This window comes from Collinsella aerofaciens (assembly GCF_015548375.1).
In the GTDB taxonomy this organism is placed as follows: Bacteria; Actinomycetota; Coriobacteriia; order Coriobacteriales; family Coriobacteriaceae; genus Collinsella; species Collinsella aerofaciens_AB.
This window is the reverse complement of sequence record NZ_JADMWW010000004.1, coordinates 60,206-84,836: the sequence shown is the minus strand read 5'-3', so window position 1 is coordinate 84,836 and position 24,631 is coordinate 60,206. Positions and strand designations below refer to the sequence as shown.

Sequence of the window (24,631 nt, the reverse complement as noted above, 5' to 3'; positions counted from 1 at the left end):
ACGGGGCGTCCGCGATCCGGTCGTGGCGTTTGGTCAACTAAACCTAGCAGGAGGCCATGATGGGGGCAGCGACCTGCTTCTTACGGGAGAGGACGCCCGGCATCCAGACGCCGTCGTGCTCGTCGGCAATGCCCAGGCCCTTCTGAGCGGCCTCGGTCTCGCCCTCGAGCAGGACCTGCGAGCCCTCCTCCATGATGTCGGTGATGCACAGGACGATGCCGTCGGCACCCTTCTCGGCGGCGTAGGCGCGCATGGCCTCGCGAATCTCGTCGATCATGCCGAGCGCGCGGCTCTTGTCGACAGTCTCGTACTGGCCGATGAGCAGCTTCTTGCCGGCGGGCTCGAACATCTTGATGTCGTTGCCGACCATCTCGGCTGCGGTGAAGGAGCCGGACGGACGGGTAAGGAAGACCTCCATGCCAAACTTGACCGGGTCGACGCCCACCTGCTCGCCGAGCTTGGCGGCGACGGCGCGGTCGACATCGGTGGTGGTGGGGCTCTTGAGCATGAGCGTATCGGTCATCATAGCCGAGAGCAGCAGCTTGGCCTGGACGTCGGAAAGCTCAACGCCGAGCACGCCGGCGAGCTTGGTGACGATGGTGCAGCTGGAGCCCCAGGGCAGGCAGATGTAGTGCAGCGGGCCGGCGGTCTCGAAGTCGCCGATGCGGTGATGATCGACAACACCAAAGACCGTGGCGTCCTTAAGGCCGGCGACAGACTGGGCAGACTCGTTGTGGTCGGTGAGGACGACGAGCTGACCGGCCTCGACGGACTCGATCACGCGAGGCTCGGCGATACCGGCGTCGGCGAGCAGCTTGGCGGACTCTGCCGGAAGCTGACCAAGGGCGCAGGCCTCGTAGGTGTTGCCGGCATACTCAACTTGGTTGAGCAGCTGGGACAGGACGACGGCGCTCATGATGGCGTCGTTATCGGGGTTCTGGTGACCAAAGACAAGAACGTTTGCCATGGATATCCTCCACTTGATATGTGTACTTGGACGTAGCTATGGTAGCACGCCGATGCCGAGCCTTCGCAGACGGAAGGGCCACGGCATATTTTGGGGCAGGCACGGGGCCAAGACTATCCCTTTTGCACCGTGTTGGTGCAAAGTAACCTGACCCCCTTGTACCAGCTATTTACCGGCGGCGCGCAGGGCTACGTAGGCGGCACCGATGATGCCGGCATCGTTGCCGAGCGAAGCGACCTTAATGGGCGTCTCGCGTGAGGCGGAAAGCGCGTAGCGCTGGAAGTGCTCGCGAACTGCGTCGAGGTAGACATCGGCCGAGGCGGACGCACCGCCGCCGATCAGGAACATCTCGGGGTCGACCACGTTGGCAATAAGCGCCAGGGCGCGGCCGAGGTAGTCGGCCATGGTATCGGCAGCTGCCAACGCGAGCTTGTCACCCTCGCGGCAGGCCTGGAACACGTCCTTGGAATCGGAGGGGCCGGTGAGCTCAATGGGCTCGACGCCCGCCTTCTTGCACTCGGCAAGGTAGTTGCTCACCACGCCGGTGGCGCTGGAATACTGCTCCAGATGGCCATGGCCACCACAGCCGCAGGTGCGCTCCTCAGCCGGGTTCAGGCACATGTGGCCAATCTCACCGCCAGCACCCACAACGCCCGATACCACGTCGCCGTTGACGATTACGCCGCCACCCACGCCGGTACCGATGGTGACCATCACGACGTTCTGCACGCCCTTGGCAGAACCGAGCCAGGCCTCGCCCATGGCAGCGGCGTTGGCATCATTCTCGTACTTAACGACCGCGTCGGGGCAGTGCTTTTGAATGGCGATCCTCAGCTCGGGCAGGTTAATGGCGATGTTGGCCTTGACCTTGGCATCGCCCGATGCCGGGATGGGGCACGGAACGGCCAGGCCAATGCCCGCCACAAAGGCACGCGGAATCTGGGCTTTGGCGACCACCTGGTCGATAGCCTCGGTCACCGCGGCAAAGCCCGCAGCGTCAACGATGGGAGGCGTAGGCACACTGGCCTTGGCCAGCAGGTTACCGTCCTCGTCGAACAGGCCCTCCTTAACCGAAGTGCCGCCGACGTCGATGCCGATGTAATACTGCTTAGGTTCCATGGGAGCCCACCTTTCTCGTTTAAACATTGCCTGTATGGTACCGCTCCCAAGGCAAAAACCTACCAAAAAGGGACAGGTTTGTTTTGGCAGGTTTTATCTGGGGAAACGCAAATGGCTGCTCAACAGGCCGCGCAAGACCATCCCCAAAAATAAAGGCGCCGGGAGGCGGAGACTCCCGGCGCCCGTCAAAGGGACTATGTTGTCTGTTGGACCGCACGGTCCTTCGCGGCGATAACGCCGACTAGGCCTTAAGTGCCTGCAGCTGCTTGTGGATTTCGATGAGCTCCGTCGCCATGACGCGCATGGTCTCGGTACCGGCCATCTGGTCTTCGGCATGCAGCAGAATCAACGGGGCCTCGCCGTTACGCTCGCCGTTGGCCTCCTTCTTCAGAAGCCCCATGTGAACATCGTGGCCACCGTTATAGGCCTCGTCGCCCTGCTTGATAAGCTCCTCGGCGGCGTCAAAATCGCCCTCCTTGGCCTTTTGCACGGCATTGATGTACATGCTCTTGGCGGTACCGACGTAGCTGATGATCTCAAAGCAGGTCATCTGCAGTTCGTTCATATCCTCCATGCGGAGCACCTATCCCATCACGCTGACGCAGTGGTCGATAATGCCGGCAGCGTTCATGCGGCCGTAGTCGACCATGTTGATGACCTCGACCGGGAAGCGGCCAGCGGCCTCCTTCTCAAAGTCACCCTTGGTGTAGCCGATCTGCGGGCCAAGCAGCAACATGTCGCACTCGTCCAGGTGATCGTGGGCCTCGTTCATGGGACGAGCCTCGATCTCAATATCCAGACCACGGTTTGCAACCTCGGCCTGCATCTTCTGGACCAGCAGGCTCGTGGACATACCGGCATTGCAGCAGAGCATGATCTTCTTCATGGTTTCCTCCTTATAACTGCGCGGCGCGCAGACGACAACTGGTTGTATTCCTTGCGGCTATTGTGCCCACCCCTCTGCATCTTTACACAAGGGAGAGAGCCGCGGGCACCGGCACCGCGTACCGGCGCCCGCAAAGGTGAAAGGGACGAACGTTAGGCGTTCTACTCGGCGAGAGCCTCCTGCTTGGCGATTGCCTTCTCGGAAATCTTCATAAAGGGCAGGTAGACGGCCATGCCAATGACAATCTCGAGAGCCTGCCACACGCCGGCGCGCCAGTCAAAGCCCGTAGCGAGCAGGGCATTGATGACGGGAGGCATGGTCCAGGGCACCTGGGCGATGCAGGGGCTGATGATGCCTGCGCAGGTAAGGCCATAGGTGATGCCGATGAACAGATCGGGGAGGAGGACAAACGGAATCATGAGCGGCAGGTTGTACACGATGGGGTAACCGTAGATAACCGGCTCGTTGATGTTGAACAGACCAGGCAGGATAGCCATCTTGGAAACGGTCTCGGAAGCCTTGTTCTTGGAGAACAGGAGCGTGTCGAGCAGAAGCATGAGGGTGCAGCCCGAGCCGCCGATGAGGGCAAAGCTGTTAACGATCTGCATGTTCATGTAGTGATCGGGCTGGATGGTGCCACCGGCGGCAAAGGTAGCCATGTTGTCGACGATGAGCATGGTCAGGATCGGCTCGACGGTAGCGCCAGAGATGGTGGACTGGTGAATACCGACGCAGAACAGCAGGTTAGCAAGGGTGTAGATGAGGATAACAGCCCACGGACCGGCGTTCATGATGCTCTTGAGCGGGTTGGAGATGCACGTGGAGATGATGGTGCACAGATCGGTGCCGGCGCACACGGCGAGCAGGGCTGCGGCAAGAGCGAAGATCGCGAGGTTGAGCAGCATCGGGATCATGACGTTGAAGGAGTTGGAGACCGCGGGAGGCACGCCCTCGCCCAGCTTAACCTTGAGCTTCTCGACGCCAGAAATCTTGATGAAGAGCGAGACGGAAAGCAGGGCGATGATAATAGCCGAGAACAGACCGTTGGTGCCGGTGTTGGCAGTCGAAAGGGCGCCCGTGACCTCGGCGGAGGTGATCTTGTCGGTGAGCAGCGGGCTCGTGGCGGCAAGCGAGGCGGTGATCTGCTGCGGCATCATGATGACGAAAGCAGAGATAGCGACGACCACGCAAGCGAGCGGGTTATCGAAACGCTTGTTCTTAGCGAGGCTGTAGCCAATCAATCCGGCCAAGATAATGGCAGAGACGTTGAGGGTGCCCAGCGTAATTGCCGAACCCCACGTCTGAAGGTTGGCAAGGCCCGCCGCATCGAGCGGGAACAGAGGGAACACGACGTTGTTAATAAGAACCGCGATACCCGCAAGGATATAGAGCGGCGTGATGGTCGCGAAGGCGTCACGCAGGGAACGCAGGTGAACCTGGTTTCCCACCTTCGCAGAGACCTCGGCAAACTTGTCGAGGAAGCTCTTTCCGTTGTCACTGGCCATGATTGCTCCTAACTTTCAAATCCGGCCTTTTCCTATGCGCACGGTGGTCTGTCGCCCTCTGCCACCAGATGTGCCATGTGTTGCGCGCAGCGGCGCGCGGTCTGGGCGTTCGCCCGTTCGCTAATCAACCACGTGAGTCGTGGCGACCTGCTTGAGCCAAGCTGCCGACTTCTTAAGGCGGCGCTTGTAGCCGTCCATAAGGTCGACCTCGACAAAACCGTAACGGTTCTTAAAGGCATTCGCCCAAGACCAGTTATCGATGACGGCCCAATAATGGTATCCACGGCACTTGGCGCCCTCGGCAATTGCCTTGGCAACCCACTCCAGGTGCTGGCGTACAAAGTCGACGCGGTAGTCATCCTGGATGGTTCCTTCGGCGTCTCGGTTCTTGTATTCGTCCATGATGCCGATGCCGTTCTCGGAAACGAACCACTCAAGATCGGGGTAGTTCTTAGCGCAGTCCATGCCAAAGTCGTAGAGGCCCTGCGGGTAGATCTCCCAGCCGCGGCTCTCGTTCATAACGGCGTCGGGCCACACGTACTCGTCGGCAAAGTGCGGCAGACCGTACTGGTCGATCTTGCTCGCCGGCGCCTGAACGCGCGTGGGGTGGTAGTAGTTGCAACCGAGCCAGTCGACAACACCCTGCTTAAGAATCTCTTGGTCGCCGGCACGGAACGGAAGCTTAACGCCGCCCTCGACCAGGCTGTCGAGCACGTCGGCGGGAAGCTCGCCCTTGGTAATGAGGTCGAGCCACCAGCGGTTGTTGATGCCGCTGGTCATACGCACGGCCTCGAGGTCCGCCTCGCTGGGGTTCTCCTTGGTGTAGACCGGGGTAAAGCAGTTGATCATGCCGATCTTGGCATCGCTGCGAACGGCGCCCTCGTCATAGGCGCGACGGTAGTTGGCCACGGCCAGCGCATGTGCCAGCGAGATGTGATACTGCACGGTGCGAGCGCGGCTAAAGTCGTGGAGCTGCGGGAACCACACGCCCTCCTGATAGCGCTGCTCGGGCTCGACGATGGGCTCGTTAAAGGTGAACCAGTACTTGATCTCCTGGCCAAACTCGTGGAAGGCGACGTCGGCGTAATGTGCGTAAGCCTCGACAACCTCACGGCTCTCCCAGCCGCCACGGTTAAAAAGGTAGGTGGGCATGTCAAAGTGGTACAAGTTGACAAACGGCTCCAGGCCGGCTTCGCGAGAGGCGCGGAACAACTCGTGATACCACGCGGCGCCTTCCTCGTTGAGGTTGCCGTCGGCATCGAGCAGACGGCTCCACTGGATGGAAGTGCGATAGGTATCCAGGCCCAAGTCCTTCAAAATGCGAAGGTCTTCCTGGTACTTGGCCATAAAGTCATTGCCGGCGTAAGAGCCAACGCAGTTGTAGAACGAGCCCAGATCCTGGATGGACCAGGTGTCCCACAGGTTCTCGAGCTTGCCGCCCTGGTTCCACTGACCCTCAGTCTGCGGGCCGGACATAGCAGCGCCAAAGAAGAAGTCGTTGGGCAGCTGATACTGTGCCATCAAAGTCCTCGCTTTCGTGTTCTAGAGCTTCCGGTTGGAGACGGGTTTGCTTTGGCAGGTTATCCGGCGCGGGCGCGCACCGGTCATACCGATATCCAACCCGCCAAAACAAAACCGTCCCCAAACGGTCGATCCTGTTCTGCGGAAAGATTCCGTTCGTTGCTTAAACTATAGCGCTCTAATTCTAAAAGTAAAGCGTCTTTTTCTTTTTTCTTTCTCGAGCTTCTTAGATAAAGGTTATATGGGTGCCTTGTTAAGGGTTATACTTACTTGCGTATTGATATATGTCGGAAAGGAGGTTCAATGATTCCCAAATACGAGGCGATAGCTGCAGATATTCGTCGAAGTATCGAGGATGGCACTCTTAAACCGGGCGACAAGCTTCCCACCGTCGTTGAGTTCTGCGAGCTCTATAGCGTTTCCAAAATCACCGTCAAACGAGCTATCGAGCAAATCACCGAGGAAGGTCTTATTACCAGCCGACGCGGATCGGGTACCTACGTTAAGGACACGGCGGGACATCCCGGTCAGGCGTTTTTCCAGGGCAAAAACGACCGTGCCCAGGGCTTTTCGTATGAGCACCGCGGGGAGAAGGTGACCTCGGTGGTCTACGATTTCTCGATTGTTAATCCACCAGCGGACATCGCAGCCCAGCTGGGAATTGCCGAGGATGACTTTGCCTATCACATCGTGCGCGTGCGTCAGGCCGATGAGAAGCCCATCGTTATCGAGTACACCTACATGCCCCTCGAGCTGATTCCAGGCCTTAAAAAGAAGGACCTGTACGGATCGGTCTACCACTTCATCCGCGAGCAATGTGGGCTGAAGATTTCGAGCTTCCACCGTACCATTCGCGCCGTGGCAGCAACCGAGGAAGAAGCCGAGCGCTTGGACACCAAGCCTGGCTCTCCCCTGCTCGAGCTCACCCAGATTGGCTTTTTGGACAGCGGCGCGGCCTTTGAGTATTCGGTCTCGCGCAACGTTGGCGACCGCTTTGAGTTGCACAACGTAACGTTGGCATAGGTTTTTGTAGTCATCCGGGCGCTCGCTTTGAACAGTTTTACGCAGCGCCCGCGCAACACAATGGGGGTATGAACATGTCCGATTTGATTAAGCTGACGCCGATCTTCCACGAGAAGATCTGGGGCGGCCGCCAGCTCGAAACCGTATTTGGCTACGACATTCCCGATGGCCCCATCGGTGAGTGCTGGGCCATCTCGGCCCACCCCAACGGCGACTGCCAGATTGCGGAGGGCCCGTATGCCGGCCACACGCTGTCGTGGCTGTGGGCCGAGCATCGCGAGCTCTTTGGCAACTGCGAGGGCAAGGAGTTCCCGCTGCTCATTAAGATTCTGGACGCCAAGGACGACCTTTCGATCCAGATTCATCCCAACGACGAGTACGCTGCCGAGCACGAGAACGGCAGCCTGGGCAAAACCGAGTGCTGGTATGTGCTGGACTGCGAGCCCGGTGCCACGATCATTGTCGGCCAGCGCGCGCACGACCGCGCCGAGGCCGCGCAGATGATCGAGGACGGCCGCTGGGACGACATGCTCAACGTACTGCCGATCCACAAGGGCGACTTTTTCCAGATTGATTCCGGTACCGTGCACGCCATCAAGACCGGCACGCTCATTTTGGAGACGCAGCAGTCGAGCGACGTGACGTATCGCCTGTACGACTACGACCGTCCCGGCACCGACGGCAAGCTGCGCCCACTGCACATTGAGCAGAGCCTCGACTGCATCGACTTTGATGCTCAGGCTCCGACCGACGGCACGGTGACCGCGCCCGAGGTGGACGGCGTGACCGAGCTCGAGTCCAACCCCTGCTACACCGTCGATCGCGTGCGCGTCGACGGCAGCAAAACCATCGACCAGCGCTGGCCCTTCATGTGCCTGTCGGTCATCGACGGCGAAGGCACCGTCTGCGGCGACCCCGTCCACAAGGGAAGCCACCTGCTAGCTCCGAGCACCGTGGACAAGATCGAGCTCGAGGGCAATATGGAACTGATTATCAGCCACCTCTAGATCGCAACAACAACCCAAACACAACAAGGGGCTCCCCCGTCCATGTACGGGAGAGCCCCTACTCGTATCTATTTATCAGCCCACCCGGCTCTCCAGATCAAAAAGCGAACGAGCAAAGCAACGTTCGCAAGCAACGTTACCCAAGGACCTGGGCGGGCGTATGGGGCAACATCGATCGCGAGTTCCGCACGCAAAGGAGGCCACTTAATGTGGCCTCCGTCTTGCGCAGGACTGCCCGAGCAGGCGATGTTGCCCCATACGCCCGCCCAGGTCCGCCGGGATTACGACAGCTTGACGATCGGTGCAAAGCCCTTCATTAGCTTTTTGGTCTGGCCGGTCTTTTCGAATTGGACCTCGATCATGTCTCCAGCGACCGAGATCACGGTACCCGTGCCAAAGGTCTTGTGGCTCACGGTATCGCCCGCGGCAAAGTCCTGCGATGCGCTGGCGCGATCGACCTTGCGCTCCACCGTCGGGGACACCTTGGACGAGGGCTTTTTGGCTCGCGGCGCGCCCGAGCCAAAGGTCGAGGCAACACGGCCGGCATCGGGCGAAACCCCACGATGGCGCTCGGTCCCGTAGCTGCTGCCGCCAAAGAAATCGTCAAAGCTCGATCCGCCGCGCGAACCGGAACCGCCGGTCGAGCGCGTATGCGAGCCAAACACCTTGCCGCCATACATGTCCGAGCCCATGCCCGAGCCAAAGGTGCCGTGACGGTCGCCGCGCTTCTCCCAGCCCGTGCCCTCAAAACCGGCAGAGCCGATACCGCTAAACTCGATATCCTCAAACGGAATCTCGTTGAGGAAGCGCGAGCGCGGGTTGGCAGAGGTCGAACCGTAGGTGCGACGTGTGGCCGCATAGGTCAAGAACAGTCGCTTACGGGCACGCGTGATGGCAACGTAGGCCAGGCGACGCTCCTCCTCGAGCTTGCCCGGGTCATCGCTGCCGCCAAAGTCGTGCACGTGCGGGAAGATGCCCTCCTCCATGCCGGCCACGAACACCGCGGGGAACTCCAGGCCCTTGGCGGAGTGGATGGTCATCATGGTGATGGCATGCGTCTCGCCGGCCAGGGAATCCAAGTCGGAGCGCAGGGCCAGCCACTCCATGAGTGCCGGCAGCGCCTTGCAGGTGAGCGGACCGTAGGTGCGCTCGATCTCGTCGGCATGCACGGCGCCCGCCGGCAACTCCGTCGGCGCGGCATACGCGTTGCCCGCGATGGCGGCGGCCAGGGCATCCTGCGGAGAAAGCGCCGGGGCCGCCAGGCTATCGAGCGGATTGGAACCCGCGGCATCACGCGCGCCAACGAGCGCCTCAAACGAGGATGCCGGGGCAGACGGCCCCGGTTCGGGCGCAGGCGCGCTCACCACGACGGGCTCGGACTCGGCGCCGGCCGGTACATCGGCAACGCCAGCCGCGCGCAGCTCTTCCAAGCTCTCGAGCGTACCCTCGATATCCTCGTGCGTCTCTTCAAATTCGGCAGCAACGCCCAAGAATTCCTGGATGTTCTCGGCGCGGCTCTCGGACTCCATGGTGCCCTCGGCGCGGAAGGCCTGCAGAAGGCCCGTTTTATCGACGATCATCTCGACAACGTCCTTGAGCTCGCCGTCCATGCGGCGACCTTCGCGCACCAGCGACACAAAGCCCGACAGGCCATTGCGGACCTTGGCGCTAAACATGCCGGTCTCGGCGCACGCGATCTCACAGGCCTGGAAGAACGAGCAACGGTTGTCGCGCGCCAGCTGCTCAATCTTTTGGATCGAGGTGGAGCCGATACCGCGGCGCGGCGTATTGATGACGCGCTTGACGCTCATCTCGTCGGCCGGGTTCACGATCATCTTGAGATATGCCATAACGTCGCGGATCTCGGCACGGTCGAAGAATCGCGTGCCGCCCACGATCTTGTAGGGCACGCCCGCGCGCAGGAACATATCTTCGAGAATGCGCGACTGGGCGTTGGTGCGGTAGAACACGGCGATGTCGTCGTAACTCGTGCCCTTGGCGTGCAGCTTCTCGATCTCGCCAGCAATCCAGCGGCCCTCGTCGCGCTCATCGCTCGCCTGGAAGGCCTGGATCTTCTCGCCATCGCCCTCGGCCGTAAACAGGCGCTTGTCCTTGCGCTGCGAGTTGTGACGCACCACGGCGTTGGCGGCGCTCAGGATATGGCCCGTAGAGCGATAGTTCTGCTCCAGCTTGACGGTCTTGCAGTCTTTAAAGTCCTTCTCAAAGTCCAGGATATTGGTGATGTCGGCGCCACGCCAGCTATAAATGGACTGATCGTCGTCGCCCACGACCATGAGGTTTTGGTACTTGGCGGCCAGCAGGTTGGCGATCTCGTACTGGACGTGGTTGGTGTCCTGATACTCGTCGACGCTAATGTAGCGGAAGCGCTCTTGGTACTTGTCGAGCACCTCGGGGCGGGTGCGCAGCAGCTCGAGCGTGCGCACGAGCAGGTCGTCGAAGTCCATCGCGTTGGCGGCACGCAGGCGGCGTTCCAGCTCTAGGTAGACCTGCGCGGCCTTTTTGTCGTTGGGGCTGTCGGCGGATTTGAGCATGTCCTCGGGGCCGATCATGGCGTTTTTGGCCGAGCTGATCTTGCTGCGGATCATGTTGATGGGGAACTGCTTTTGCTCTATGCCGAGCGCCTGCATAATGTCGCGCACCATGCGCTTTGAGTCATCGTCATCGTAGATGGTGAACTGCCCGGTGTATCCCAGCAGGTCGGCGTCCTCGCGCAGCATGCGCACGCACATAGCGTGGAAGGTGCACACCCACATGCCGCGGGTACCGCTGGGAATGAGCGCCGCCAGACGCTCGCGCATCTCGGCCGCGGCCTTGTTGGTAAACGTGATGGCTAGGACCTGCCAGGGCTTAACGCCCAGGTCGCCAAGCATATGCGCGATGCGGAAGGTCAGAACGCGGGTCTTGCCCGAGCCAGCACCGGCAAGGACCAGCAGCGGGCCCTCGGTGGTCAGGACCGCCTCGCGCTGGGCGGGGTTCAGGCTATCGATATCGACGAGCGGCTTGGCGGGCTTGGGCGCCGGAGCCGGGGCGTCGTAGATGTCGAGCGGAACGAGCTCGGGTTCCGGCGCGGCGGGGGCGGTGTACGCATCGAGCGGCACGGGTTCCGGCGCGGATGGCACGGGTGCGGCAGTGTTCTTTTCCCAGGGCAGGGGCTGGGTCATGGGCGACTCCTCATCTGACGGACGGCGCGCCTGCGGGCAGCGCCATAGTTTGAGCCGTACCAGTATACCGAGCCGCGCGGACACCGACGCAAATCACACCACGACTCCGTGCGCGATCGTCAGGCCCGCCCCAGCGGGTTTGGTGCAAAGGTGTCAGGTTTGTCTGCACCAAGCTGGTGCAAAGTAACCTGACCCCAATGCACCAATCACGGAGCCACCGATGTCACGGCAACGGTAGCGAGCGGCGGCCAGGGCGAACAAATTGGCATGAAAAGAGGGCGGCATAGACCTTTTGGTCATGCCACCCTCTTTGAATGATAAGTTGTCGCCCTGGCCGCCGCGCTGCGTCGACTAAGCTAGAGGCCGAGCATCGGCTCCAGAACGAAGAAGTATGCGAGCACTACGATGCCCAGGATGATGCGGTAAACACCGAAGCACTTAAAGTCGTGACGGCGGACGAAGCCCATGAGCCACTTGATGGCGATGAGCGAAACCACAAAGGCCACAACGCAGCCCACGCCCAGGATAGCGACCTCGTTGGCGCCGAACGTGCCGCCCTTGATGAAGTACTTGACCAGCTTGAGCGCACTCGCGCCAAACATGACAGGGATGGCCAGGAAGAACGTAAACTTGGACGCCACCGAACGCGTGCAGCCCAAAAGCAGGCCGCCGATGATGGTAGAACCGGAGCGCGATGTGCCCGGAATCAGCGAAAGCACCTGGAAGCAACCGATACCCAGCGCGGTCTTCCAGCTCAGATCCTCGAGCGTAGCGATGGAGCCAAAGTCCAGGCTATCGTCATCGCCCTCATCCTCGGCGGTAGCCGCGGCGGGCGCCGCAAAGTGCGCACCGGCGGGACGTCCACCCGACACCACAGCACGAGAACCAAACGAACCGGCAAGAGCGGCCTGGTCGCGCTTGCTCGCGCGCCAGTTCTCAATCACGATAAACAGTACGCCGTACACAATGAGCGCCAGCGCCACGACGGGAGCATTGTAGAAATGCTCCTCCATCCAGTCGTTGAGCGGCAGGCCGATCGCCGCGGCGGGAATGCAGCCGAGCACAATCTTGCCCCACAGCACCCAGGTGTCGCGACGGCCCTCCTTGCCCTTGCTGGGCGAGAACGGGTTAAGGTCGTAGAAGAACAGGACGCAGACGGCCAAAATGGCGCCAAGCTGAATCACGACCAGGAACATATTCCAGAACGTCTCGCTCACGTTCATCTTGACGAACTCGTCCACCAAGATCATGTGACCGGTCGACGAAACAGGCAGCCATTCGGTGACGCCCTCGACCAGGCCCATGAAGGCAGATTTTAGAAGCTCGATGATATCCAAAGGGACCCCCTCGTTAGACACCCGCCGATATTGTTCTGCGGACGGTGCGGGCGATGTCCCATTATCAACCGTTGGCGGCGCGCCTGCGCCTACCCTTACCAAAAAACTCGCCCGTTCACAGAATTGCGAGCGGTCAAACCGAAATCCTTGGGTATAACTGCAACAAGATAAAGTGTCCGGCGGCCAACGCGCCCGCGCCCGCCCGACGCACGAGCCCCGCGCCCGTGCGATAGACCAAGGAGGAAACCATGAACGAGGGCTATACCAAGGTATTTGTTTCACTCGACGGTACTGAGCAGCAGGATTTTGTGCTCGCACGCGCCATCAAGGTCGCCGCGAACAACGGCGCTAAGCTGATCATCGGCCACGTTATCGACTCCACCGCGCTCGAGAGCGCCGGTTCCTATCCGGTCGACCTGGTCAACGGCTTGGAGGAGGCCTTTAACAACTCCATCGCCAAGCAACTCGAGGAGGCCAAGGCCAATCCCGACATTCCCGAGGTCGAGGTCATGATTCGCACCGGCCGCATTCGTGAGACGCTCAAGGATGAGATGCTCGACGTGGTCAAGCCCGATCTGGTGCTCTGCGGCGCCCGCGGCCTGTCCTCAATTAAGTACGCGCTTCTGGGCTCGATTTCGACGTTCCTGCTGCGCAATACGGACTGCGACATTTTGGTCGTGAAGTAGGTTCCTTCCCGCCGGCGCAAGGCCTGCGGGGTTATCACGCCGACGTCCTCGCCGCTTCGCGGCTGCGGGATGTCGGCTTAGATAACCCCTCCCGGCCTTGCGCCTTCGTCACCGTACTTCAGCGAGTTGGCTGATAAAAGATGGCGTGCCGCCCCGGTTGGGGCGGCACGTTTTGTTTGGGCGGACGTCTGCCGTGTGCGCTACTCGAGATATTGGAACTTGTTGGTTGAGAAGGCGAATGTGACGACGAAGCCTTCGCTGGGCTCGGACGATGCGGTGACGTCGATGCCCATCTTGGAGCACAGACGTGCCACCAGGTAGAGGCCGATGCCCGTTGCGCGCTTGGTGGTGCGGCCGTTGTCGCCGGTAAAACCCTTCTCGAACACGCGCGGCAGGTCTGCCGCACACACGCCGCAGCCGTTGTCCGCGACGGTAAGCTCGATGCGCTCGCTTGCCAGGCCCTCGTCCAGCAACGCGCCCGAAAACACGATCTTTGCGCCGTCCTCACGCGCATATTTAATGCTGTTCTGAATGAGCTGGCCCAGAATAAACTCGAGCCACTTCTCGTCGGTAAAGACCTCAAAGTCGAGGTTCTCGCACACCGGCGCCACGTGTGCCGCGATGAGCTCACGCGCATTGGCCTTGATCGCGCCCGTCACCAAGGTCTTGAGATCCCAGCGGCGAATCAGGTAGTCACGCTCCACGACTTCCGAGCGCGCATAGTACAGCGCCTGGTCGATATAGCGCTCCACGCGAGCCAACTCACGGCCCAGGTCGTCCACGCGCGACAGGTCGTCTTCGCTGCCGTCCAGGTTTTCCAAAATCAGGTGAGCCGCCGCCAGGGGCAACTTGGCCTCGTGGACCCAACTCTCGATATAGTCGCGATAGTCATCGGTCTGACGCCGGCCTTCGGCAACCTCGTCGCAGGCAGCTTTGCCCACCCGGCGCAAGACCTCGTACTCGAGCTCGCCCTCGGCATAGGTCGGGCATTGCACCATCTCCTGCACCCATGCGGGACTCTCGAGCTCCTCTGCCGCACGCTCCAGCTGGCGCAGAAAACGACGACGACGCGCGTACTCGATCACGATGCCGAGCATACCGAAGATAAAGGACACGCCGACCGCCACGGCCACGTTAGAAACGGGTGCGCCGGCGACCGTCAGCACAAAGCAGCTCAGCAGCACGCCGCACGTCCACACGGCGACGGGAAGCAGCGCGTCTTTAAAGAACTTGGCAAACGACATAGCCGGCCCCTAGACCGAATAGCCCTGGCCGCGGTGCGTCGTCAAATACCCCTTGATGCCGATTTTTTCGAGCGTGGTGCGCAGGCGGTTGATGTTGACGGTGAGTGTATTGTCGTCCACGAAGGCATCGGAGTCCCACAGGTCCTGCATGATGGCCGGACGCGAGACGATCTTGCCCGCGCGACCCAAGAGCAGCGAGAGGATACGCAGCTCGTTTTTGGTGAGCTCGGTACTGTCGCCGGTTGCCGTATTGGTGACCATGGAGCGGGCGAGGTCGAGCTCCAGCCCCTTGTGGACGAGCGTGCTGCGCTCGCCTGCCGCCGCGGTGCGACGCAGCAAGGCATTGATGCGCGCCACGAGCACACGGGCGCCGTAGGGCTTGGGAACAAAGTCGTCCGCGCCGAGCGTCATGGCCATGACCTCGTCGATCTCGGTCGTGCGCGACGTGAGGACGATGATGGGAACCTCGGATTCGCGGCGAACCTCGTGGCAGATATGCTGGCCGTCCTTAACGGGAAGCGTGAGGTCGAGCAGCACCAGGTCGGGCGCGGCGGCGAGAATATCGCGCGAAACGTGCTCGAATGATTCGCATGCCTCGACCTCAAAACCCGCACGGGCAAGGATATCGGCAAGCTCGCGACGAATGGGCTCGTCGTCCTCAACGATATAGATCAGCGCCATGGATTCCGCTCCCCCCTTGGTTGTCTTGCCACCATTATGGCTGCGGAGCCGCAGGTGCGCGCCTTGCGCGTCACCAAGGTGACAGAACTGTTCGCGAGCGGCAGGGGCTTGCCCCTCGCTCGCAACGGCCACGGGAATTAAATGAGTTTTTAATCCCCGTCCCAGAAACATCATTTAGCGGCGGGCACGGAGCTTTTCGTAGCCGTCGGCAAAGAAGGCGACCGTGGCGGCGTCGGCCTCCGCGGCGTCCGTCTCGGTTGCGGGGACCACGCCGTGCTCGTCGCTCACCAGGAACAAGGCACCCTTGAGCTGCGCGGGAATGTCTACGCGCGTGACTGGGATGCCCTTGGTCTGGGCCAACTGTTCGATGAGCGTTGCCGTGCCGCACAGGCACTCGTCCGCCGGCGCCACAAAGGCAAGCTCGCCGTTGTTGACGGCGGCGAGCAGCTCGGGCGCCACGCCGGTCTCGTCGGCTTCGGAGCGAGCCTCGGCAGAACGGGCACGCAGCGCCTTGGCCGACGTGTCGGCCAGCGGCTCGTACTCGCCCACCGTCATGGCGGCGTTGCCGTTAACGTCGATCACCAGCATGAGCACGCCGTCGCGGGCGGTGTAGTCGCCCTCGGCAAGTGACCACTCAACGTGCTGCTTGGCCCAACTGAGCATGTTATGGGTAAGTGGCTCGCCCTGCACCAGACGCTCGGACAGCGCGCGGATGTGACGGTTGAGCGTGGGCACCTTTTTGTTGGACATGCGCCAACGGCAGATGAGCGCGGGCTTGTCGAGCGTGAACTTCTCGACCGCCTCCTGATTGGCGCAAAAGTCCTCGTACGCACGCTGATCCTCGGTATTGCCAAACAGCTCGTCATCATCAATCTGGGGCATGGTTGTACCTTTCGTGTTAGTCATTCCGTCCTCTTATACCAAAAAGACGGCCCTCCAAACGGAGCAGCCGTCTTTTGCGGAGATTATTTTAGGAGCGAGGCCAGTCCAAGGGACGAGATAACATCCCATTCTCCTCAGTCAACCCAACAGGTCGGCGAGGGTTGCCCAGATGCCGCAGATTGCCGTGAAAGAGGAGCGACGCGTACTTGGGTACGCGAGCGACGAATGAACGGCAAGGTGCGGTAGCTGGGCAAGCCGCAGCGCCGCTTCCCTACTTAATGGCGGAAATGCCTAGCACCCGTGAAGACCATCGCAATGCCATGCTCGTTGCAGGCCTGAATGCTCTCGTCGTCGCGCTTGGAGCCGCCGGGCTGGATGATGCAGGTCACGCCGTGCGCGGCAAGCACGTCGACGTTGTCGCGGAACGGGAAGAACGCGTCGCTTGCGCAGGCAAAGCCGCCCTTCTCCACACCCTCGCGCTCGCAGAAGTCTTCGGCACGTTCGCAGGCCAGCAGCGCAGAATCCACGCGGTTGGGCTGACCCGGGCCCATGCCAACGCCGGCCTTGCCCTTGGAGACCAGGATGGCGTTGGACTTAACGCCCTTGCAGACCTTCCAGGCAAACTCGAGCTCGGCCATCTCGGCGTCGGTGGGCTTGCGGTCGGTAGGGAATGTAAAGGTCGCGGGATCCTCGGTCACGTGGTCGACTTCCTGCACCAGCATGCCGCCGTCGACGGAGCGCAGCTCCACCTGGGCGCCGTGGTCCACGCCGCCGGTAGCCAGCACGCGCAGGTTGGGGCGCTTAGCCATGCGCTCGAGTGCCTCGGCGGTGTAGCTCGGGGCGATGATGACCTCGACGAACTGCTTGTTCTGATCGGCGAAGTGCTCAACCAGATCAAAGGGAACCTCGCGGTTGCAGGCGATGATGCCGCCAAAGGCGCTCTTGGGATCGCAGGCGAAGGCGCGGTCGTAGGCGGCCGTGATGTCCTCGGCAACGGCAGAGCCGCAGGGGTTCTGGTGCTTGAGGATCACGCAGGCCGGCTCGTCGAACTCGCGGACCAGGTTCCAAGCGGCGTCGGCGTCCAGATAGTTGTTGTAGCTGAGCGGCTTGCCCTGGATCTGCTCGGAGCCCACGAGCGGGAACTGCGAGCTCGCGGTGTTCTCGCAGCCCTCGGCAAAGCGGTAGACCGTAGCCTTCTGCTGAGGATTCTCGCCATAGCGCAGGTCGTCGACCTTCTCCAGCGAGATCTCGAGCTTGGCAGAGGTGTCCGCCACGTCGCTTGCCTGGGCAGCAAGCCAACGGGAGATAGCCGTGTCGTAGGCGGCGGTGGTCTGGTAGACCTTCACCTGCAGGCGACGACGGGTGGAGAGCGTGGTACAGCCACCGGTCTCGCGCATCTCGGCCAGGACGGCGTCGTAGTCGGCCGGGTCGGAAATGACGGTAACGCTCGCGGCGTTCTTAGCGGCAGAGCGCAGCATGGAGGGGCCACCGATGTCGATGTGCTCGATGGCATCCGCGAAGGTGACCTCGGGGTTGGCGACGGTCTTCTCGAACTCGTACAGGTTGACGACGACCAGGTCGATCAGCTTAATGCCGTGCTGAGCGGCCTCCTGCATGTGCTGCTCGGAATCGCGGCGGGCCAGCAGCGCGCCGTGGACCTTGGGGTGCAGCGTCTTGACGCGGCCGTCCATCATCTCGGGATAGCCCGTGAACTCCTCGATGGGGGTTACGGGAACGCCCGCGTCCTCGATGGCACGAGCCGTGCCGCCCGTAGAGATGATCTCGACGCCAAAGTCGTCAACCAGCGTCCGTGCGAAATCGACGACGCCCGTCTTATCGGTAACCGAGATCAACGCGCGTGCGATCTTCACATCAGATCCCATGCAGTCCTCCTGTCTGGTACGCCGCCGTGCTCTGTGAGTCGGTGATACGTCGATCTGCAGCGCTCGCGCAGCGGCATTGAAAATACTGATTCAATGTAGCGCATCGAGCGCGACGATGCACCCCGCAACGCACGGCTGTGCAGAAAAAGCTTCGAGCGGGGGTATGGGCGTGGCACCGGGCGCGGTGAGTTCATGGAACACAGCGGCACCATAATTAGATGCCAACGGCGTGGTAGAACTGTGCTCGATATGCATCCGCAATAGAAAGAGGCACCATGGTCTCGCGGGTTCTCTACCGACCGTTTGATACCGAAGATTTCGACGCCATCGCGCTGATCTTGCAGCAGCTTTGGCACAACAACTCGGATAACGATGAGTACAACCGCCTCGAAGCCGCGTGCGATCTTGCCTACTGCCTTTCTTCATCGACGTTTTCACAGGTTGCCGTAATCGACGGTCAGGCGCGCGGCATTGCGCTTGCACGCGCAGGACAGAGCTCCGGCGTCACTATCAACGAACATTGGATGGATACTGAGCGTGCACTGCTGTCGCAGATGCGCGAGCTGGAGCCCGATGCGTGCGCCGAGTATCTCTCGTTTGTGCGCGCAACCATCCGAACCAACAACCGCCTGCTCGAGAGCAGCCCGTTACCGCACGACAACGAGGTAACGCTGCTTGCCGTGGATCGCGACGTCCATGGCCTGGGCGTTGGCTCGGTTTTGCTCGATGCCGCGGTCTCGTATCTTTCCTCGCGCGGGGCGACCAGCGCACACCTGTACACCGACTCCAACTGCTCGTGGAAGTTCTACGAGCTGCACGGCTTTAAGCGCACGGCCACGCACCGCGCCAACCGCGAAGAGCGCCGTCACGACATGCCGCGCGAAAGCTTCCTCTACGAACTCGACCTAACAGCCTAAACCTGGCAGCCATACCTAGTCATTTAGGAACGTTCCCAGTGATTAGTCGTTGGGGACAGCCTTCGTAGGTAGCGCATAAAAATGGGATGGATCCGTCGGCAGTCGCCGGAGAAGATCCATCCCAAAAATCAGAGCGCACTAGAACGTTCCGCCGCCTCCTCCGCCGACGCCGCCACCGCCGCCACCGGAAAAGCCACCGCCACCGCCGCCGCTCGAGCTATCGGAACTCGAAGCCAGCTCGCGGATGGTCTCGTGATACACATCATTGAACGAATCGAGCGGAGACTCGTTGCCGTAGTGATGGTAATACCACCAGTAGCAGGGGTAGTTGTCGTAGAAATCGTCGCTGTTGCGCAGGTCCGCAGGCACGGCCTCGGCCAGCTGTCGCAGCACTTCTTTCGAAACGCCCAGGGCAACGCCCATCACCAGCAGCTTGTTCCACAGAATCAGATCGCTGGGGATGGCCTCCTTCAGGCGCGTAAAGTCCTCGAGCCAATGCTTAAGCGCCTTGCAGCGAGCCGCCACTTCGGCGCCCTCCGGCGTGTAACGGCGGAAGGTGCAGCTCAGGACAAAGCCCACGATCGTGACGGGGATCGAGATCATAGCGGCACCGACGTTGGCGTCCGCAAAGTCGGTATAGAACAGAGAGCCCAGAATGCCAAAGACAATGATGATGCCGAGAACCAGGCCGGCCACCATCGCGATAGTGCCATCCGATGCTATAAGCTCGCGCGCTTCCAGCTTGCCCTTAACTGTGCTCTGATAGTCCTCGAGCTTGTCGCCAACAGATGTGGTACGCTCGCTAGCGTACTCCTCCAGCTCACTAAACGTGCGCGAACGGACTCCGTCCTTATCGGGCTTAACGCCGGCGAAGAAGACCTTGAGCACATCGCGATCGATGCCGTCCTTCTTGGCAGCCTTCCAGGCCTCGTCGGTCACTGTGATGCGATACGTCTGCTCCTCTTTTTCGCGACGGAGCAGACCCTTCTTCTTGGTCTCGGTCGCTTCTTCCAGCTTGATCACGCGGTCGTCGGTCAGCTTCATCAGTGTGGCGATATATGCCTGATCGGGCACCTCGTTCCAGCTCATGAGGGCCGAAAGCACGGCGGGATGGTCGGCCGAGGGCACATCGCGGAAATATTCGTCCTGGAAAAGCGGCTTGGGCTTGCGCTTGCGCAGCTTGAGCATAACGATTGTGCCGGTAAAGGCCACCGCCGCAACAACACTTAGCACGGCAAGTGCATTGGCAATCATGCGAGCGTGAGCGCGGCGGGCGTTAGCTTCGTCGGCCCATTCCTTCTCTTCGCTCAGGATCGTTGACATGCGCTCTTCGCCCGAAGCGGCAAGCTGCGGCACCCAGTCGCCGGGGAAGGCGATGCGTGCCTCGGCGAATTCGCCCTGATGCACGCAGGGAATGGTATAGGTGACCATGGGTTCGTCCGCATCGAGCGATACATCGCCCGTCAGCGGGCCGTGGCCCCATGCGCGGAAGTTATCGCCCTTGACGGCCGCCGTCCCGGCAGCGGCATTTGCGAAGTACACTTCCATCTCGACATCGTCGGAATCCGCCGACCAGCCGTCACCCACGAACTTCCAGTAGAGCTCGGCGGTATCGGCCCAGTTCATAACCGCACCGGTCATGGTGTAGCTCACGTAATAGATTGCACTGTCACCGCTCTCGTGAGGGCTGAACACCTTAATCCTTACGCCGTCACCGGCCTGCTCGATCGTATAGACGCCAGAGTCGCCCTTGTTCGCGCTATCGACTTTGTTAAACGCGGTGTCCCCTTCCTCGACACTCAGCACATCGACGCCCGCCGTGCCACCCTGCTGGTTGGTACCCGTATTAATCTCCCAAAACACGCCGTTGATGTCGTCATCGAATTCAAACTGGCGCCCCTCGACAACGGTCAGCGATCCATCGGCCTCGACCGTGGCACTGATGTAGGTTTGGGTCATGGAATAACCGTCGGCGTGTGCGGCGGCGGGCAGTAGCAGCAATGCAAGCGCGACGAGTGCGCAGACGGAAGCAAATCGCGCAAACAGGCGGCGCTGCCGACAGGTTTTGGCAACGGGGGCGTTCATAGGCACATCCTTTGTCTGTGATACCAGCAACGCCATTGTCCCACGTTTACGGGCGCACATGACGAACATCTAGGCCAGCGGAGTATCAAACGGGACGAAAGTCACGCCCGCGGCCGGCACATGGGGACGTTCCTTATCTGCCGGCAATCTGGGACACTCCTTGGCATAGCCCGCTCCGGCAATAGATACCACTTCATAGCTCCGTCACAGGTGTAGCGGCTTTGTGTTGCCGCGACGCGCACTGATTGAGTCCGCGAGCAAGGGGCATAAAGCAGTTGAGCGAAAACGGTTTGCCCCTTTGCCGTTCGCTTGAGGATCATGTCCCCCTTTTCCGCGGAAACCCCGGCAGTTGCGAAGAGCTGCCGGGGTTTCTGTCGTTTGAGGGGTTGAAGGGGCTGAGCTTGGGGCGGTAATCGAGGTGTTGAGTCGGTGCCCGCCGCGCACAACACGCAGCCTCGGCAACTCGCGAGCATCGACGACGCCCCCCACCTCACCCCGCGCTATACTCGTCCGCATGGATATCAACGCATGCAACATAGCAACACACGCCGTGGCCACGTCGACGGCGTCCAACAGCAAGCTCGCCCCCGCCCTCGCGCCCGTCGTGGGCCGCTTTGCCCCGTCGCCCTCGGGCCGCATGCACCTGGGCAACGTGTTCAGTTGCCTGTGTGCGTGGCTTTCGGCCCGCAGCCAGGGCGGCAGCATCGTATTGCGCATCGAGGACCTGGACGATCGCTGCAAGCGCCCGGAACTTGCCGCCCAATTGATTGACGACCTAGCTTGGCTGGGGCTTGAGTGGGACGAAGGCCCCTACTACCAGCACGATCGCCTGGACTTGTACGAGGACGCCCTGCACCGGCTACAAGACGCCGGCCTCACCTATCCCTGCTTTTGCACGCGCGCCGAGCTCCACGCCGCGAGCGCGCCGCACACCAGCGACGGCACGCCCATCTACCGCGGCGCCTGCCGAGGCCTTTCTGCCGAGGAGGTTGCCCGCCGCAGCGCCCTGCGCGCCCCGGCCACACGCCTGCGCGTGCCCACCGTCGACGACCTCGCAGACGACGTGATCGAATTCGTTGACCGCACGTACGGAGCCCAATGCGAGGCACTCGCCACCGAGTGCGGCGACTTTTTGGTGCGCCGCAGCGACGGCGTTTTTGCCTACCAGCTAGCCGTGGTAGTCGACGACGCTGCCATGGGCGTCACCGAGGTCGTGCGCGGATGCGACCTGCTGGGCTCCACGCCGCGCCAGATCTACCTGCAGCATCTGCTGGGACTGCCCACACCGCACTACGCACATATTCCGCTGCTCATGTCACCGGACGGCCGCCGCCTTTCCAAGCGCGACCGCGACCTAGACCTGGGCGAGCTCCGTACCCGCTTTGGCACACCCGAGGCACTGCTGGGCTGGCTCGCCGGGCAAACGGGCATCGCACCGGACACCACGCCGCGTTCTGCCGAGCAGCTGGTCGAGCACTTTAGCTGGGATGTTATCCGTGCGCATCGGGAGAACATCACTGTAACGGTCGAGTAGCCAGCCACCCCGCCCCTACGCAACGTCCCAGGGTTGGAGTTCGTCGCCCAGGCGAACGATGCAGTCGTAGAGCACGGTATGGCGCTCGGCCGGGTTAGCATCCCGATGGAAATGCCCGTAATACCAGCGCTTGTAATCCAAGCGGTCTTCCAGCTCATCGAAAAATGCCGTGAGTCGGTCAACGCCGGGACAATTCCAGCCGGGTGCCGGATAAAGCGTGGGCGAAAGCATGCGCGTAGAGCAGGTGTGGGTGATCACGTAGTCGACCTTCCAGCCCATGCTCTCGAGCTTTGCCCGCGCTTCCTCAAAGTTGCGCTCGTCCGGCAGCTCCTGCGGCCACCAGCTGGAATACGGAATGCGGTATTCCTTATCCACGCTCGTGGCGCCGCCCGTGGTAAAGATCGTTGAGCCGTCGAGCTCAAAAACCTCGCCACGCGTCAGGCGCCGTATGGGAGAGGTATCCGACAGGCGCTGCGTCAGACCGCCGTGCCACAGTTCCATGGGACGCTCCGCCCAGTGATCGAAACGTTCGTGGTTGCCGTCGACGAACAGCAACGTATAGGGGCGCGACTCCAGCCAAGCGATATCGGCGCATTCCTCGGCAGAGAAATCCCACGGAAAGCCAAAGTCGCCCGCGACAATCAGATAGTCGTCGCTCGTCAGGCTATCCCCAAGCTCCCAATCGCGCAGCTTTTGCATGTCGACGCCGCCGTGAATATCGCCCGTCACATAGACTGTCACCGGATCACCACTTCCCTGTAAGTCGCTAGCCCACATTCTGCACGATCACTAAGCCAACCGTTCCAGTCCTTCCATCCCTTAGGGCTTACCCCTCGTTCTTCCATCCAAACGGGTCGAGCACCCAAAAAATCAAATCTAGCACACCGCCGGTCATCATGGCACCGGCAAGGGCCATGCAAATGTGCAGAGAGCTGGCACTTCGGAGCACGTCGAACGGCCCCAGAACAGCCAGCAGCGCGACCGCTGCGCCGGCTACGCACAGCGCAAGGCACGGTCCTGCGTCCTTAACGCACTTCTTTGCGAGATGCTTTGCGTTGTCACCCATCGATATCGAACTCCTTAGAGGGTCGTTGTTCAGATGCATGCCGCCGTGGCAGAACGAAGCGGCAGAGTAAGTGTCACATGCCGTGCAGACATCAATGGAGAAACCGCCTGCTCGACCAACCCTTGACGCCGTTTTGCACCGGCACCCCATCCCCCGCTGTCGAGGTCTAATACTTTTCCCGAGAAGTGAACGGCTGTTTTTGGACCCCTGAAACAGCCGCATTTTTCGGCGGCAAAATCGTGGGATTTCAGCATTGAAACCGCGGGAAACGGCACCTTTAAAGTGTCGATGCTTCGGGGGTCCGTTTTAGCTCGTTCACTTCTCGGGAAAAGTATTAGACCTCGCTGCTAGCTATCCAGAAAGACACCTCCCCCTTCCCCACCGCCGCGCAAAAACTCATCCAACATTAATCTTGGCTCAAGAATCGCTTAATCTATAACCTGCACTATAGAGTTCGACCAAGGGCGGGGCGGCGTCACGCAGGCCGCCGAACGCAACGCTCGCGCCCGGGCAGATCGCCCGGCGTCGCGCCCATCGAACGAAAGGAACAGGTCATGGACGACCTCGAAAAAGTTGAAACCATCCGCACCAAGTGCAACGTGAGCTACACCGATGCCAAGGCCGCGCTCGACGCCGCCGACGGCAACGTCTTGGATGCCATCATTTGGCTCGAGTCGCAGGGCAAGACCCAGACCACGTCGGCGCACGCCGCCACCGAGTCCGCGCCAGTCGATGAGCCCTCAGCCGAGATGGTCGCCGCGCAGGCCGCCTACGAAAAGTCGAGCGAAAAGACCGACTTCTCCAAGAAGATGGACAGCGTGTGGGAGTACCTCAAAAAGCTCTTCCGCCTGAGCCTGGACACCAAGTTTATCGCCACGCGCCGCGACGCGATCATCCTCAACATTCCCATCCTGATCCCCATCGTCGCGCTGTTTGCCTGGGGCGCTACGATTTGGCTGATGCTGATTGGCCTGTTCTTTGGCATGCGCTACCGCATCGATAGCGACGGCGACGTGCCCGGCAGCATCAACAACCTTATGAATCACGCCGCCGATGCCGCGGACGACATCAAGCAAAATCTCAACGACGACAAGTAATCGCAGACG

21 protein-coding genes are annotated in these 24,631 nt (G+C 61.1%); 6 read left to right on the top strand and 15 right to left on the bottom strand.

Annotated features, from left to right (window positions below; genetic code table 11):
* Positions 1-43: 43 nt before the first annotated feature.
* The 6 genes from I1969_RS03135 to I1969_RS03110 all read right to left on the bottom strand — a co-directional run bounded on the left by I1969_RS03135 (position 44) and on the right by I1969_RS03110 (position 5,998).
* Positions 44-967, bottom strand: coding sequence for a manganese-dependent inorganic pyrophosphatase (locus I1969_RS03135; protein ID WP_195232756.1), 924 nt, complete (start codon positions 965-967; stop codon positions 44-46).
* A gap of 165 nt (positions 968-1,132) precedes the next feature.
* A complete protein-coding gene (locus tag I1969_RS03130) occupies positions 1,133-2,086 on the bottom strand; it encodes an ROK family protein (RefSeq protein ID WP_229028221.1) in 954 nt (317 codons plus the stop codon).
* Between the two features lie 241 nt (positions 2,087-2,327).
* On the bottom strand, positions 2,328-2,660 hold the full coding sequence (locus I1969_RS03125) for a PTS lactose/cellobiose transporter subunit IIA (RefSeq protein ID WP_199411192.1): 333 nt from the start codon (positions 2,658-2,660) through the stop codon (positions 2,328-2,330).
* A gap of 9 nt (positions 2,661-2,669) precedes the next feature.
* Positions 2,670-2,972, bottom strand: coding sequence for a PTS sugar transporter subunit IIB (locus I1969_RS03120; RefSeq protein WP_055285538.1), 303 nt, complete (start codon positions 2,970-2,972; stop codon positions 2,670-2,672).
* 161 nt (positions 2,973-3,133) lie between these two features.
* Positions 3,134-4,477 (bottom strand): PTS sugar transporter subunit IIC, encoded by a 1,344-nt coding sequence (locus I1969_RS03115; protein WP_118226878.1) that lies wholly within the window; start codon positions 4,475-4,477, stop codon positions 3,134-3,136.
* Positions 4,478-4,597: 120 nt separating this feature from the next.
* Positions 4,598-5,998 (bottom strand): glycoside hydrolase family 1 protein, encoded by a 1,401-nt coding sequence (locus tag I1969_RS03110; RefSeq protein ID WP_195232754.1) that lies wholly within the window; start codon positions 5,996-5,998, stop codon positions 4,598-4,600.
* A 303-nt stretch (positions 5,999-6,301) separates the two neighbouring features.
* Between I1969_RS03110 and I1969_RS03105 the strand changes: the two genes are divergently transcribed.
* Both I1969_RS03105 and manA read left to right on the top strand, forming a co-directional pair.
* A complete protein-coding gene (locus I1969_RS03105; RefSeq protein ID WP_195232753.1) occupies positions 6,302-7,021 on the top strand; it encodes a GntR family transcriptional regulator in 720 nt (239 codons plus the stop codon).
* Positions 7,022-7,095: 74 nt separating this feature from the next.
* Positions 7,096-8,028 (top strand): mannose-6-phosphate isomerase, class I, encoded by a 933-nt coding sequence (gene manA / locus I1969_RS03100; RefSeq protein ID WP_411161026.1) that lies wholly within the window; start codon positions 7,096-7,098, stop codon positions 8,026-8,028.
* Positions 8,029-8,309: 281 nt separating this feature from the next.
* Here manA and I1969_RS03095 read toward each other — a convergent pair whose 3' ends face one another.
* Both I1969_RS03095 and I1969_RS03090 read right to left on the bottom strand, forming a co-directional pair.
* Positions 8,310-11,210: an ATP-dependent helicase gene (locus I1969_RS03095; protein ID WP_195232750.1), complete on the bottom strand. Its 2,901-nt coding sequence runs from the start codon at positions 11,208-11,210 to the stop codon at positions 8,310-8,312.
* A gap of 356 nt (positions 11,211-11,566) precedes the next feature.
* On the bottom strand, positions 11,567-12,547 hold the full coding sequence (locus I1969_RS03090) for an undecaprenyl-diphosphate phosphatase (RefSeq protein ID WP_195232748.1): 981 nt from the start codon (positions 12,545-12,547) through the stop codon (positions 11,567-11,569).
* A gap of 248 nt (positions 12,548-12,795) precedes the next feature.
* On the opposite strand from I1969_RS03090, the gene I1969_RS03085 reads away from it, so the two are divergent.
* Complete coding sequence (locus I1969_RS03085; protein WP_055285548.1) at positions 12,796-13,233, top strand: universal stress protein; 438 nt, start codon at positions 12,796-12,798, stop codon at positions 13,231-13,233.
* A gap of 200 nt (positions 13,234-13,433) precedes the next feature.
* Here I1969_RS03085 and I1969_RS03080 read toward each other — a convergent pair whose 3' ends face one another.
* The 4 genes from I1969_RS03080 to purH all read right to left on the bottom strand — a co-directional run bounded on the left by I1969_RS03080 (position 13,434) and on the right by purH (position 17,923).
* On the bottom strand, positions 13,434-14,477 hold the full coding sequence (locus tag I1969_RS03080) for a sensor histidine kinase (protein ID WP_195232746.1): 1,044 nt from the start codon (positions 14,475-14,477) through the stop codon (positions 13,434-13,436).
* Positions 14,478-14,486: 9 nt separating this feature from the next.
* Complete coding sequence (locus tag I1969_RS03075) at positions 14,487-15,158, bottom strand: response regulator transcription factor (RefSeq protein WP_161144555.1); 672 nt, start codon at positions 15,156-15,158, stop codon at positions 14,487-14,489.
* 174 nt (positions 15,159-15,332) lie between these two features.
* Complete coding sequence (locus I1969_RS03070; RefSeq protein ID WP_229028220.1) at positions 15,333-16,040, bottom strand: hypothetical protein; 708 nt, start codon at positions 16,038-16,040, stop codon at positions 15,333-15,335.
* A 275-nt stretch (positions 16,041-16,315) separates the two neighbouring features.
* Positions 16,316-17,923 (bottom strand): bifunctional phosphoribosylaminoimidazolecarboxamide formyltransferase/IMP cyclohydrolase, encoded by a 1,608-nt coding sequence (gene purH, locus I1969_RS03065; protein ID WP_195232742.1) that lies wholly within the window; start codon positions 17,921-17,923, stop codon positions 16,316-16,318.
* 275 nt (positions 17,924-18,198) lie between these two features.
* On the opposite strand from purH, the gene I1969_RS03060 reads away from it, so the two are divergent.
* Entirely contained in the window at positions 18,199-18,840 is a 642-nt protein-coding gene (locus I1969_RS03060; protein WP_195232739.1) for a GNAT family N-acetyltransferase, read from the top strand.
* A 138-nt stretch (positions 18,841-18,978) separates the two neighbouring features.
* Here I1969_RS03060 and I1969_RS03055 read toward each other — a convergent pair whose 3' ends face one another.
* A complete protein-coding gene (locus I1969_RS03055; protein WP_195232737.1) occupies positions 18,979-20,925 on the bottom strand; it encodes a DUF2207 domain-containing protein in 1,947 nt (648 codons plus the stop codon).
* 550 nt (positions 20,926-21,475) lie between these two features.
* Between I1969_RS03055 and gluQRS the strand changes: the two genes are divergently transcribed.
* On the top strand, positions 21,476-22,459 hold the full coding sequence (gene gluQRS / locus I1969_RS03050) for a tRNA glutamyl-Q(34) synthetase GluQRS (protein WP_195232735.1): 984 nt from the start codon (positions 21,476-21,478) through the stop codon (positions 22,457-22,459).
* Positions 22,460-22,474: 15 nt separating this feature from the next.
* Here the strand turns inward: gluQRS and I1969_RS03045 are convergent, their stop codons facing one another.
* Positions 22,475-23,200, bottom strand: coding sequence for a metallophosphoesterase (locus I1969_RS03045; RefSeq protein WP_195232733.1), 726 nt, complete (start codon positions 23,198-23,200; stop codon positions 22,475-22,477).
* A gap of 85 nt (positions 23,201-23,285) precedes the next feature.
* Entirely contained in the window at positions 23,286-23,525 is a 240-nt protein-coding gene (locus I1969_RS03040) for a hypothetical protein (RefSeq protein WP_195232731.1), read from the bottom strand.
* Between the two features lie 554 nt (positions 23,526-24,079).
* On the opposite strand from I1969_RS03040, the gene I1969_RS03035 reads away from it, so the two are divergent.
* Complete coding sequence (locus I1969_RS03035) at positions 24,080-24,622, top strand: UBA domain-containing protein (RefSeq protein WP_022093856.1); 543 nt, start codon at positions 24,080-24,082, stop codon at positions 24,620-24,622.
* Positions 24,623-24,631 lie beyond the last annotated feature (9 nt).